The sequence below is a fragment of the Paenibacillus lutrae genome (assembly GCF_009757775.1).
Taxonomy (GTDB): domain Bacteria; phylum Bacillota; class Bacilli; order Paenibacillales; family NBRC-103111; genus Paenibacillus_F; species Paenibacillus_F lutrae.
Genome location: NZ_RHLK01000031.1, coordinates 1 through 15176 on the forward strand (window position 1 = coordinate 1; position 15176 = coordinate 15176).

At 55.1% G+C, this 15176-nt stretch carries 2 protein-coding genes; both read right to left on the reverse strand.

The genetic code is table 11. The features are described 5' to 3' along the window. On the reverse strand, window positions 1-9310 hold a 9310-nt coding region (locus EDM21_RS24300; protein WP_157338937.1), incomplete at its 3' end, for a non-ribosomal peptide synthetase. Window positions 9311-9396: 86 nt separating this feature from the next. Continuing rightward, on the reverse strand, window positions 9397-15176 hold a 5780-nt coding region (locus EDM21_RS24305), incomplete at its 5' end, for a condensation domain-containing protein (protein WP_157338938.1).

Genomic DNA, 15176 nt, shown 5'->3' on the forward strand with positions numbered 1-15176 from the left:
CGTCCTTCGGACAGATCACCATCGTTCCGCCGTTATACAGCGTGCGCGCGATGTCCCCGACGAAGACGTCGAAGGAGAAGCTCGCCAGCTGCAGCAGCCGGACCGGGAACTGGTCCAGGCGGTACTCCCGGCGGTAAGCCGCTGCCGTATTGACGAGGCTGCGGTGCTCGATCATGACGCCTTTGGGGCGTCCCGTCGTTCCGGACGTGTAGATCACGTAGGCCAGATCTTCCATGCGCCCTGCGCTGTCATTATCGCCAGTTGCACTCACACCAGCTGTATTTACGCCAGCTGCGCCGTACGCTGCATTGCCAGCAGCATTCATGCCAGTTGCGCTGTACGCTTCATTCACGCCAGCAGCATCCACACCGGCTCCGCTGCTCGCTGCATTCACTCCACCAGCATTCACTCCAGCTGCGCCGTACGCTGCATTGCCACCAGCATTCACACCGGATGCGCTGTACGCTGCATTCACTCCAGCAGCATCCACGCCGACCGCACTGTACGCTGTCTCGTCATCCAGGCACAGCACGCTTTGCAGCGGCAGCGCCACTCCTTCCTCCAGCCAGGCCCGGGTGTGCTCCAGCAGATGGCTCTGCGTCAGCAGCACGGATGCGCCGCTGTCCTCCAGCATGAACCGGATTCGGTCCTGCGGATAATCCGGATCAATCGGCACGTACGCGCCTCCGGCTTTCCACACCCCGAGGACACCGACCAGCAGCTCCACGGAGCGATCGGCCAGAATACCGACGATGCTTTCGCTGCCAATGCCGCCCGCCCGCAGCACGGCGGCCAGGCGACTGGCCCGTTCGTTCAGCTCGCCGTACGTCAGCTGCGTATCTTCGCACACCACCGCCGTGTGCTCAGGCATAAGTACGGCCTGTTCTTCGAACAACCGGTAGAGCGGCTGTTCCGGCGGAAGTTCACCGGCAGGCTCCGCGTTGAACACCTGCTGGATCTGCTGTTTCTCTTCTGCGGTCATTATATCCAGCGATGCAATCCTGGCCTCCGGTTGGCTTACAATCGCATCGAGCAACTGCTCGAAATGCTTCGCCAAACGTTCTACCGTCTCCCTTTTATACAAGGAAACCGCATATTCCAGACTGCAATCCAGACCGCCGCCCTCTTCGGATATGTCCAGGCTCAAATCAAATTTCGCCATTGCAAAACCGCTCGGATACGGCGCCATTCGCAGCCCTTGAAGCTCAAACTCTTTGCTTTCCGTATTCTGCAAGGAAAACATCGTATCAAAAATCGGATTACGGCTTAAATCCCGTGCCGCCTGAACATTCTCCACCAGCTCTTCAAACGGGTAGTTCTGATGGTCGTAAGCCCCCAAGGTCGTCTCCTTAACCTCTTCCAGATACGATAAGAATGTCTTCTCACCGGTGGGATAATTACGGATAGCCAGGGTATTGACGAACATGCCGATCAGCGGCTGTACATCCCCGTGGTTCCTGCCCGCAATCGTGGTTCCCACGACCAGATCCTCCTGACCCGTATATTTGTGCAGCAGAATCGTGTAAGCCGCAAGAAGCACCATGTAGAGTGTCGAGCCGCTTTGGGCTGCGAGGCGCTGCAATTCCCCGCTCTTCTTCTCATCTATGAAAAATCCAATCGCATGCCCTTCGTAGCTTTGCACAGCCGGACGCGCATAATCGGCGGGCATCTCCAGTACCGGCAGCTCTCCCTGATAAATATCCAGCCAATAGGCTTCCTGCACCTTTAACTGCTCCTGCTGGACATCGGACTGCTGCCATACGGCATAATCCTTGTACTGGATACGCAGCGGTTCCAGATGCTCTTTGCTGTACAAACGGACGAACTCCTCCATCAGCACGTCCATCGACACACCGTCCGAGATAATATGATGCATATCAAGCAGCAGAATATGGCGCTCTGGGCCTAGCTCAATGAGCCCTACTCTCAGCAGCGGCGGTTTCGCCAGATCAAACGATCGGATGAAATCGTGGACAACCTGTCCGGCTTTCTCTTCACTCGTTTGGACATATTCCACGGCAAAATCCGCTTCCCGGCAGACCCGCTGTACCGCTTCACCGCTTACGATCTCAAATCCGGTACGCAGCGTCTCGTGGCGTGCTATCAGTCCGCGGAACGCTTCTTCGAGGCGTTCCCGGTCTAGGCTGCCTTCGAGCAGCATCGCCCCCGGCATGTTGTAGCTCTGCTGCGCCCCTTCCAGCTGATGCAGAATAAACAGACGCTTCTGCGCCGAAGAGAGCGGATAATAGTCGGCCTCCGCCGCTGCCGGAATGGCTGAATAGTCCTGTTCCTCCATCCGGGCAATTACCTGCGCCATCTCTTCAATCGTCGGGTAACGGAAAACATCCCTGAGCGGCAGCACGATATTCAATTCCTGATGCAGTTTGCTGACCAGTGTCGTTGCGCGCAAGGAATGTCCTCCGAGTTCGAAGAAGTTATCCTTAACTCCGACCTTTTCAAGCCCCAATACGGATTTCCACAGAACCGATAAAGCAAGTTCCAACGGGGTGCGCGGCTCGATATGCTCAGCTCCCGTATGCACGCTCTCTTCCGGTGCAGGCAGTGCTCTCCGGTCGACTTTGCCGTTAGCCGTCAGCGGCATGTCTTCCATTTGGACAAAGTACGACGGAATCATATAACCCGGCAGCTCCCGGGCAAGCTCGCTTCTCAGATAGCTCGCTTGAAGATCTTTATGCGCCACGAAGTATGCGCACAGCTGCTTTTCTCCGCCGGCGGATTCCCTGACAACGATCGTCGCTTTCTGGATGGACTCCACTTTCAGCAAATGGGCTTCGATCTCGCCAAGCTCGATCCGGAAACCCCGGATTTTCACTTGATCGTCCATCCGCCCGACATATTCGATCGTGCCGTCCGGCAGCCATCTGGCCAGGTCGCCTGTCCGGTACATTCTTTCCCCCGGTACGAACGGATTGTCCACGAATTTCTCTGCCGTCAGATCCGGACGGTTCAAGTAGCCCCGGACCAGGCCCTCCCCGGCTATGCAGAGTTCCCCTGCCACACCAACCGGCTGCAGCTTGCCGCTGCCGTTTAAGATGTAGGCGGCCGTATTGCTGATCGGCCGTCCGATCGGAACGTTGACGGCACCGGCCTCCACTTCATTCACCACATAATAGGTCGCATAGACCGTGCTCTCCGAAGGGCCGTACGCATGGATGATTTTGCCAGGTCCGATATGCCGGAGAGCCCTTTGTACATGGCTGACGGATACACGTTCGCCACCGAACACGATGGCCCGCATATGCCCCAGGCACTCGACATTCACATCCACGAGAACATTGAAGAATGCCGTTGTAATAAGCGCAACGGAGATCTGCTCCCGCTTGATTAAGGCCGCCAATTCCCCGATCTCCAGCATGGTCTCCCGCGGGATAAGAACCAGCCTCGCTCCATTGGTCAAAGCTCCGAAAATATCAAAGATCGCCCCGTCAAACGAATAGCTCGACATCTGGAGAACCCGGTCCCTCTCGGTAATGTCGATATAGTTGGTATTCCGGACGATCCGGACGATGTTGCGGTGCGCCACTAGGTTCCCTTTGGGGTTGCCTGTCGTTCCGGATGTATAAATAACACATGCCAGATCGGCGGAATCGTTCATCGGTTCCAGATTCGACTCGTCCGCATGATAGGCCAGTTCGTCATCCAGTATGACCAGGCTGCAAGGACCCGCTACCCGCTCCTGCAGATGCCGCTGCACGAGCATTACCTGCGCTCCCGAATCCTGGGTCATGTACCGGATACGCTCTTCCGGATATTCGGCATCGATCGGCACATAGGCTCCCCCGGCTTTTAGAACAGCCAGAATACCCGTAATCATTTCCAGGGATCGCTCCGCCATAATTCCAACCAGACTATTCCTGCCTACTCCCCTAAGTCTCAGGGTTTTGGCCAATCTGTTCACTTGAGCGTTCAGCTCCCGGTAAGACAACTGCCTGTTCCCGAATACAACCGCCACCGCATCCGGTATACGGTCTGCCTGCTCCTCGAATAATTGATGCAGGGTCTTATCACGCGGATACTCCGTGAACGTGTCATTGAAACGCGCCATGATCTCGGCTTTTTCTTCTGCTGTCGTCAGTTCTATTTCCCCTACTGCAATTCGGGGATCCGCTGTGATCTGCTCCAGCACACAAACCAGATGCCCCTTCAGCCTCTCGATATCCGGCCGTTCGAACACATGAGCGTTGTAGTCGAAATGAATCACCAGCTCTTCTCCCGGAAGCACGGTCACCGTGAAGTCATAGTTCGTTTGTTCCGACATATCCACATCCGTGATTTTCAGCTCGCCGCTGCCGGCTTCCCCTGCCTGTTCCATCTGCTCATCCATCGGGTAATTCTCGAACGCGATGATATGATTAACGAGACCCTGTTTCTGCCCACTTCTTGCCTGAATCTCATACAGCGGATAGTAGTCGTAACGGCCGGACTCCAGCGCCTGTTCCTGCATTCTTACCATCACATCGGCAAAACACGCTTCTGCTCCGCAAGCGACACGAACCGGGATGGTATTAATAAACAGCCCGATCATCTCTTCGATTCCGGGAATGGCGGCGGGTCTTCCGGATACGACACTGCCGAATACCGCATCACTGGTTCCGTTATATTTCTGCAAAAGGATGCCCCAAGCTGCCTGGAGCAAAGTATTCTGAGTCACCTGATGCTGCTTCGCCACCCGGTCCATCCGGCTGCTCAAATTTTTGCCCAATTCACACACAACATGTTCTTGCAGGTACCCCTCATGCTGCGGTTCGCTCTTCCTGGACGGCAGAGAAGTCTGTCCTTCATACCCACCCAGGTATTCGGACCAGTAGCGGGAAGCGGCCGACTCGTCCTGTTTCTCCAGCCACTCGATATATTGACTGTACCGGGGCACGATTGTTCGTTCAGGAAGCTTATTGTGCAGCAAGGCTGCATACGTCTGGAACAAATCCTGCATAAGCTGCGGCAGACACCAGCCATCCATTAGAATGTGCTGGAAGCTCCATAGCGCGCGATAGCTTTCTTCTCCTATTCGCATGACGGTTACCCGGACCAGCGCATCCCGTTCCAGGTCGAATCCCAGGCGCATGTCTTCTCTCGCTTTATTCTCTAAATACAGCGTCTGCTCGTCTGCCTGCAGATGAAGCAAATCTTCATAAACGAATCCGATCTTCTTATCCCGGTACACGATTTGCAGGGGTTCTCCGTTCTTGGCGCTGTAGAAATTCGTCCGCAATACATCGTGACGCGCAGCGAGCTCCGCCCAGCTTTTGGCGAATAAATCTACATCGAGCTTACCCCGCAAAGTAAACCGGGCTTGTTCAAAATACGCACCCGCTTGCCGGTCCATCGAACTGTGGAACCACATCCCCTTCTGCATGGGAGTTAGGGTATAAATATTCTCAATCTCCCCGACAGGCTGTGACTGCTGAACAATCTGTTCCAGTTCATCTACGCTTAATCCCTTGAACTGAACATCGCTCGGCGTCAATTCAGTCCGCTCTTGGGCGGCGCAGTGGGCGATAATGGCCTGCAGGCTCTCCTGCAGATAGAGGGCCAGCCGCTCCATTGTCTCCGGACGGTACTCCTTGCGGCTGTAGCTGAGATCTAGCGATAAGGACCCGTCCAGCACCATGCTGTTGATCTCGAGCGGGAAGGTTCGCGATTGCCGCTGACTCGAGGGCTTTCCGCTCGAATAAGGGGAGAGACTCATGTCGTTATTTTCTAAATCCTGATCGAACTGCCCCAAATAGTTAAAGACGATTTCGGGCTCGGCACCCCAGATCAAATCGCCGTTATTACCGGACAAGTACCGGCATATCCCATATCCGATTCCTTTATTTGGTATCTGACGAAGATTCTCTTTTACCTTCTTGATTTGGTACGCTAAATCCCGATCGGCTTCCGGCTCAAGAACAACCGGATATTTGCTCGTAAACCATCCGACCGTACGCGTGATGTCGATATCGGCAAGGATGGATTCCCGTCCATGACCCTCCAGATTGACCCGTACACGCTCAAGTCCGGACCATTTCTGTACAGCCAGCCCCAGTGCCGTCAGCAGAATATCATCCATTTCCGTGTTATAGGCCCTATGAACCCGTTTTAATAATTGCTCCGTCTCTCCTTGGCTTAACTCAATCATCAATGATTCGCTATCCTGCTGCAGGGACGTACCCGGGTGCCAGTCTTTCGGGAGCTCTTGAACGGGGACCTCGGCCAGGCGCTTCCAATACTCCCTCTCGGTCTCCATAGCCGGGCTCTGCGCATAAGCTGCCAGCTGCTTGGACCAGGTAACGTATGCATCTGTCTTCGCCGGAAAACGGATGGCTTCGCCGCTTTCGGCCTGCTCCAAACCGAGCGCAATATCTTCCAGCAAAATCCGCAAGGATACCCCGTCTACCACGCCATGGTGAATGGCGATCATGAGGTGGTCGCCGTCCGCACAGCGGAACAACCCGGCTTTCACAAGGGGGCCCGATTCCAGATTTACACGGCTCTGAATTTCATTCGCTTTGGCTTCGACCGCTGCACCGCAGTCCGCCAAGCTTCTGAAATCCGCTACCTCTAAGCTGTACGGATCGCCCTCTCCGATTGCCCGGTTCCATGGCGCATATCCGCTATCGATTTTGCGGAAAACCATCCGGAGTGCATCGTGATGCTCCGTGAGCTTCTCCAGCACCTGTCTTACCGCATCTTCGTCAAATCCAGCCTTCCGGTACACCATAACCGACTGGTTAAAGTGATGCGGGTCGGCAAATTGCTGCTGGAAGTACCAGTGCTGAATCGGAGTCAGTGCGCCATCTCCGGCCACTTCGCCCTGGTCCACCGTTCGGGCGATCGGCTGAATATGCAGACTTAGCTGTGCAATAGTCGGATATTTGAACAAGTCCCGGATTTCCAGTTTGTATCCGGCTTGATGAAGCCGGGATGACACTTGGATCGACTTGATGGAATCTCCGCCAAGCTCAAAGAAATGATCCGTTATCCCGACACGGCCGGTACTGAGCACCGCTTGCCACACGGCTGCCAGAGCTTTCTCCGTATCGGATCGGGGTGCGATATACTCCCCGCCCGCAAGTATGTTGCCGTCCGGAGCAGGCAGCGCCTTGCGGTCTATTTTTCCATTGGGCGTTAACGGCATCTTCTCTACCTGTACAAAATATGACGGGATCATATAGCCCGGCAGCTTGCTCGATAATGCCTCCCGGAGCTCACGGAGTACCAGCGGTGTATCAGCCACATAATACGCGCACAGCTGCTGAGAGTTGCTATCCTCCCTGGCAAGGACAATCGCTTCTTGAATGGAAGGGATTCTGAGCAGCTGTTCTTCAATCTCGCCAACTTCAATCCGGTAACCGCGGATTTTGACTTGATGATCCACCCGGCCCATGTACTCAATGGTGCCGTCAGGAAGCCAGCGGGCCAAGTCTCCTGTACGGTACATCCGCTCTCCCGGTTCGAACGGATTGTCCACGAATTTCTCGGCGGTTAAATCAGGCCGGTTCAGGTATCCTCTGGCCAGCCCGGCGCCCGCTATGCACATTTCACCCGCTATGCCTGTCGGCAGCAGCTGATCATGGGAATCCACGATATAAATCCGGTGATTCTGAATCGGACTGCCGATCGTGACAGAAGGGCCGCTTTCGCTTGCAGCAGCAGACCAAATGGTCGTACAAATCGAATCTTCGGTAGGGCCGTACGCGTTGAAATACTTTACTTTGCCCTTCCACTGATGAATAAGCTCCAAAGAGGCTGCGGAACCTGCCGTAATCAGGTTCTTGAGATCAGGCATACCATCCGCGTTCAGATAAGCGGCATAAGTCGGCGGTAGAGTAGCCGTTGTTATGCCCTGTTTCTTCATGAAATCTTCGAATAGCCGGTAATCCAGAATAGTCTCTTTGTCCGGAATATATAACGCCGCACCGAAGAATAACGCTTGGAATATTTCCCAACAAGAAGCGTCAAACGACAAGCTGGCGAATTGGACTACTCTGTCCGTTTCGTTCATCCGCAGCATTTCTTCAAACAAGCCCTTCAAGCTGCTCAGCCCGTGGTGCTCCACCATAACCCCTTTAGGCTTCCCGGTCGTGCCAGACGTATATATGACATAAGCCAGATCATCCGGTCCGCTTACCGGCTCCAGATTCGAGCTGCTGCCCCTGTAGAGAGCTTCATTATCCAGCGTCAGCATTTTACCGCCGAACGACACTCTTTCCTGCAAATGCTGCTGAGTCAGTAACAGCTTCGCCCCCGAATCTTCCATTAAATAGCGGATGCGCTCCTCGGGATACTCCGGATCAATCGGCACATAAGCGCCCCCGGCTTTCAAGATACCAAGGATCCCGACGACCATTTCGAGCGAGCGCTCCGTCATAATTCCGACAAGCTCGTTTGTGGTCACGCCAGCTTCTCTAAGCGTCCGTGCGAGACGATTCGCCCGCTCGTTGATTTGGCGGTACGTCAACTGCTGCTCTCCATACACCACTGCCACATGATCCGGCGTGCGTTCGGATTGTTCCTCAATCAGCTGATGAATCGTCTTTTCCTGCTCATATTCCGCAGCGGTATCGTTAAAATATTGAAGCAGCTCGCGCCTCTCCGATTTGGACAGAATATCCGCCTCGGCTATTTTAAGGTCCGGCTGATGCAAAACGATAGACAACAAACGATCCAAATGATCGGCGGCCCGGTTCATATACGCCGGATCATACAAATTCTCGTTATAGACAAAACTCCAAGAAATCGAATCGTTCTCCAGGCCGAACTGAAATAAACAATCGGACACTACATTCTGGCCGAGATCCACCGTGTGAAGTTCGTTCAGGGAAACAAGCGTATTCACAACGGGGATTCCGTCTGCATACTCAAGATGAAGCTTTTCGGTCATTTTGCGAAACGGAATATGCTGATGATGAACCGCTTCCGGAAGTGACAGTTTCAGCTCGCTCAACAAGGTTTTAAATGTAGAACTGCCGCCTAGCGTGTTATTGAGAATGACCACCTGATTAATAGGACGCTTCGATTCATTCGCCTTTCTTACAATCGGCATGCCAAGCAAGATGTTATTTTCATTTGTATATTTGTATAACAAACTCTGGACTCCCGCCAACAAAATCATGTATGCAGCTAAATGAGAGCCTTTGCTCATCTGAATCACGCGCTGCGCCACCTCAGCGGACAAAGCACCCGAAACAGACTGAGTGGCAGGAGCACAGTGATTAGGAGTCTTACTGTAAGGCAGCAAGGTAAGTGTGTAATCCTCACCCTCGAATTTTTTATTCCAATAAAGAGTTTCCTTTTCAAAAGCCACCCTTCATCTCTCCCCTCTCGATCCGTAAAAGCTATCCTGCCGGGGTACAGGCTCCAAATAAACCCTGCACCCCTGCAGGTAAGGTTCTAGAAAACAAAATCTATGGCTTCTACTAAGTCTTCTCCTTGCTCTGAAGCGCCGCTCAATGAAAGGTCTTTCAGGAGAATATAAGGCTGCTTGATAATCAGGGACATGATCTCAAGTAAATCGTCCGCAAAATGTTCGATCATATTTCTTGTGAACAATTTGGTGCGGTATTCAAAAAGAGCGTTCATGCCTTCTTCCACCAAAGCAATCTCTAAAGTCAGATCAAATTTGGCGGCCGTCACAGTCTGAATATAGGGCTCCACCGTCAGGTCTCCGAAACGATTGACTTGCTCTTCCTTGGTCTCCATAACAAACATGGTGTCAAATAACGGATGCCGGCTTAAGTCCCTCGTCACCTGTACTTGATCCACAAGCTCTTCGAACGGATAGTCCTGGTTGGCATAAGCACCCAGCATCGTTTCTTTGATTTCCTCCAAATAGGAGAGGAACATTTTGTCGCCGGCCGGATAATTGCGGATAGCCAGCGTATTGACGAACATGCCGATGAGCGGCTGCATATCCGTATGGGTTCTGCCGGAAACCGGCGTACCTACGATGATATCTTCTTGTCCCGAGTACTTATGAAGCAAAATCGTATAGGCTGCCAGCAGCACCATGTAAATTGTCGATCCGGTATCCTCTGCGATTTTTTGCAAACCTTCGCTTCTGTGCTTGTCCACAAAGAAATTCAGCACATCTCCCTCATAACCGCGAACCGCAGGTCTTGCAAAGTCGGTCGGCAATTCGAGCGGCTGAAGCTCGCCCTGCAAAGCATTCAACCAATAGGCTTCCTGACGCCTCATCCTCTCGCCCTGTGTCTCAGATAACTGCCAGGAAGCGTAATCCTTGTACTGAATCCGCAGCGGCTGGAGCTTTTCTCCACTATAGAGACGAAGAAGTTCTTCGACTAAAATACCTGTGGATACGCCGTCAGAGACGATATGGTGGATATCAAACATCAGAATATGGCGTTCTTGCGACCACTCGATGAGACCTACCCGCAGCAGCGGAGGTTGTCCGAGATCAAAGACGCGGACGAAGTTCTCTGCGAGCTCTTCCGTTTCCTCTTCGCTTGCTTGCCGGTATTCTAAAATAAAATTCACTTCACTGTGGATCCGCTGCACGGGCTCTCCGTTTACCATTTCAAAACCAGTGCGCAGAATCTCATGGCGCGCAATCAAACCGCGCAGCGCTTCCTCGAATCGTCTCCGGTCCAGCTCTCCAGAGAGCAGCATCATGCCAGACATGTTGTAGCTAAGTTCGGCTCCCTCCATCTGTTGCTGGATATACAGCCGTTTTTGTACGGAAGAGAGCGGATAATAGCTGCGTTCCGGGAGCAGAGGAATGCTGATGTGCTCCTGCTTCTCCATATGGGCAATCGCCTCCGCCATGCTTTCAATCGTAGCGCAGCGGAAGACGTCTCGGAGCGGATAATCGACATTCAGTTCCTTGTGAAGCTTGCTCACCAGCATCGTGGCGCGCATGGAATGCCCGCCGAGGTCGAAGAAATTGTCCTTCACGCCGATGGTGACAGGTCCAAGCACGGCCTGCCAGATTTCGGCCAGCTTCGCTTCCAGCGGCGTCCGCGGGGCGAGGTAGTCCGATCCCCCGCTTGCGCTTCCTTCAGGCGCGGGCAGTGCCTTGCGGTCGATCTTGCCGTTCGGCGTCAGCGGCAGCTGCTCCAGCTGCACGAAGTACGACGGAATCATATAGCCCGGCAGTTCCCGGGCAAGCAGGCTTCTCAGCTCGCTCGCGGGAAGCTCTCCGCCTCCGGCAGCGGTGAAATAAGCGCACAGCGCTTTCTGACCGCTCTCATCCTCCCGGATGGTCACAACCGCTTCCCGAACGGCTTCTATCTTCAGAATCTGCGACTCCACTTCGCCGATCTCGATCCGGTATCCCCGGATTTTGGCCTGGTGGTCGATCCGGCCGATGAAATCCACGTTGCCGTCTGCCATCCATCGCGCCAAATCGCCTGTGCGGTACAGCCGCTCCCCGTCCGCGAACGGGCTGTCTGCGAACTTCTCCGCATTCAGCTCGGGACGGTTCAAGTAGCCCCGGGCCACTCCGGGTCCGCCGATGCACAGCTCGCCGAGCACGCCGACCGGTACCGGATTCAAATGTGCATCCACGATGTAGAAGCGGGCGTTCAGCCGCGCTTTGCCGATCGGCACGCTGCCTTTCCCGGGCAGGAGCGCGAGCGGCTCATCGTAGTAGCTCGAATCGATCGCCGCTTCGGTTACGCCGTAGCTGTTGATGATTCTAAACTGCGAGCCATAGCGCTCCTGCAGCAGCCGGTAATCTCCCACGCTGCAGCTGTCGGAGCTCGTAATCAGCAGCTCGATGGAGCTCATATCCAGCCCGTGCTCGGCGACGTAGTCCATGAACGGCACAATGAGCGCCGGGGTCGATTCGAACACGGTAATCCCGCAGTCGCGAATCCAGCCGTGCAAACGGGCCGGGTCGATGCGGTCGTCCTTCGGACAGATCACCATCGTTCCGCCGTTATACAGCGTGCGCGCAATGTCCCCGACGAAAACGTCGAAGGAGAAGCTCGCCAGCTGCAGCAGCCGGACCGGGAACTGGTCCAGGCGGTACTCCCGGCGATAAGCCGCCGCGGTGTTGACGAGACTGCCGTGCTCGATCATGACGCCTTTGGGGCGTCCCGTCGTTCCCGACGTGTAGATCACGTAGGCCAGATCTTCCATGCGCGGTGTGTTGGCATTATCGCCAGTTGCATCCACACCAGCTGCGTTGTACGCTGCATTGCCACCAGCAGCATCTACGCCGGCTGCGTTGTGCGTTGCATTGCCACCAGCATTCACGCCGGTTGCGCTGTACGCTTCATTCACGCCAATAGCATCTACACCATTTGCGCTGTACGCTGCACTAACACCAGCTGCATTCGCCCCATCTCCGCTGTACATTTCCTCGTCGTCCAGACACAGCACGCTTTGCAGCGGCAGTGCCACTCCTTCGTCCAGCCAAGCGCGGGAGCGATCCAGCAGATGGCTCTGCGTCAGCAGCACGGATGCGCCGCTGTCCTCCAGCATGAACCGGATACGGTCCTGCGGATAATCCGGATCAATCGGCACGTACGCGCCTCCGGCTTTCCACACCCCGAGGACACCGACCAGCAGCTCCACGGAACGGTCAGCCAGGATGCCGACGATGCTTTCGCTGCCAATACCGCCCGCCCGCAGCACGGCGGCCAGGCGACTGGCCCGCTCGTTCAGCTCGCCGTATGACAGCTGCGTATCTTCATACACGACTGCCGCTTGCGCAGGCGTAAGTGAGGCCTGTTCTTCGAACAACCGGTAGAGCGGCTGCTCCGGCGGAAGTTCACCGGCAGGCTCCGCGTTGAACACCTGCTGGATCTGCTGCTTCTCTTCTGGGCTCATTATGTTCAGCGCTGCAATTTTCGCGCCCGGTTCACTCACGATGGCGTCAAGCAATTGCTCGAAATGGTTCGCGAATCGTTCGATCGTCCCCTTTTTATACAAGGCAGTCGCGTATTCAAGAATATATTCCAGACCGCCGTCCCTTTCTGTCATATCAAGACTCAGATCAAATTTAGACACGATTTCTTCACTGGCGTACGGCTCCATTTGGAGTCCGGGGAGCCTGAACTCTTTATTCTCCGTATTTTGCAAAGTAAACATCGTATCAAAGAGCGGATTGCGGCTTAAATCCCGGGCAACCTGGATCTTATCCACCAGCTCTTCAAAAGGATAATTCTGATGCTCATACGCACCCAAGGTCGTTTCCTTGATCTCTTCGAGATACGAAATGAACGTCTTCTCCCCGGCCGGATAATTACGGATAGCCAGCGTATTGACGAACATCCCGATCAGCGGCTGTACGTCTTCATGGTTCCTTCCCGCAATCGGCGTGCCTACGATAAGATCTTCCTGTCCCGTATATTTGTGCAGCAGGATCGTATAAGCCGCAAGCAGGACCATGTAGAGCGTCGAGCCGGTTTCTGCCGCGATCCGTTTCAAGCTCTCGCTCTTCTGTGCATCAATGAAAAATGAAAGTGCATGTCCTTCGTAGCTCTGCACTGCCGGACGCGCATAATCGGCAGGCATTTCCAGAACGGGCAGCTCCCCTTTAAACTTATCCAGCCAGTAAGCTTCCTGCCTTATCTGCTGCTGCAGCTGCTCATCAGATTGCTGCCATATGGCATAATCCTTGTACTGAACACGTAGCGGCTCTAGCTTATCTCCGCTGTACAAGCTGATAAACTCTTCCACGAGAATGTCCATCGATACCCCGTCGGAGATGATGTGATGCATATCGAACAGCAGGATATGACGTTCCGGCTCCAGCTCGATGAGCCCCACCCGCAGCAGCGGCGGCTTCGCCAGCTGGAACGTGCGGATGAAGCCGCGCACGGCTTCCCCGGCTGCCTCTTCACTCATCCGGAAATGTTCCACGCTAAAGTCAACTTCCCGGTAAACCCGCTGTACGGCTTCACCGTCTATTATTTCAAACCCGGTGCGCAGCGTCTCATGACGTGCGATCAGCCCACGGAACGCTTCTTCGAAGCGCTCACGCTCCAGCTTCCCTTGAAGAAGCATCGCGCCCGGCATGTTGTAGCTCTGCTCCGCCCCTTCCAGCTGATGCAGGATAAAGAGACGCTTTTGCGCCGAAGAGAGCGGGTAGTACTCCCTGGCTTCCGCAACAGGAATGGACGAGTAGGAACCTTCCTCCATCCGGGCAATCGCCTGCGCCATCTCTTCCACAGTGGAGCATCGGAACACGTCCCGCAGCGGGAAATCGACGTTCAGCTCTTTGTGAATCTTGCTCACCAGTGTCGTAGCGCGCAGGGAATGCCCGCCGAGATCGAAGAAATTATCCTTCACGCCGATGGTGACAGGTCCAAGCACGGCCTGCCAGATCTCGGCCAGCTTCGCTTCCAGCGGCGTCCGCGGGGCGAGGTAGTCCGATCTGCCGTTCGCGTTTCCTTCCGGCGCGGGCAATGCCTTGCGGTCGATCTTGCCGTTCGGCGTCAGCGGCAGCTGCTCCAGCTGCACGAAGTGCGACGGAATCATATAGCCCGGCAGTTCCCGGGCAAGTGCGCTTCTCAGCTCGCTCGCGGGAAGCTCTCCGCCTCCGGCAGCGGTGAAATAGGCGCAAAGCGCTTTCTGACCGCTCTCATCCTCCCGGATGGTCACAACCGCTTCGCGAACGGCTTCTATCTTCAGAATCTGCGACTCCACTTCGCCGATCTCGATCCGGTATCCCCGGATTTTGGCCTGGTGGTCGATACGGCCGATGAAATCCACGTTGCCGTCTGCCATCCAGCGCGCCAAATCGCCTGTGCGGTACAGCCGCTCCCCGTCCGCGAACGGGCTGTCTGCGAACTTCTCCGCATTCAGCTCGGGACGGTTCAAGTACCCGCGGGCCACGCCCGGTCCGCCGATGCACAGCTCACCGAGTACGCCAATCGGTACGGGGTTCAAATGTGCATCCACGATATAGAAGCGGGCGTTCAGCCGCGCTTTGCCGATCGGTACGCTGCCTTTCCCGGGCAGGAGCGCAAGCGGCTCATCGTAGTAGCTCGAATCGATCGCCGCCTCGGTTACGCCGTAGCTGTTGATGATTCTAAACTGCGAGCCGTAACGCTCCTGCAGCAGCCGGTAATCTCCCACGCTGCAGCTGTCGGAGCTCGTAATCAGCAGCTCCATGGAGCTCATATCCAGCCCGTGCTCGGCGACGTAGTCCATGAACGGCACAATGAGCGCCGGGGTCGATTCGAACACGGTAATCCCGCAGT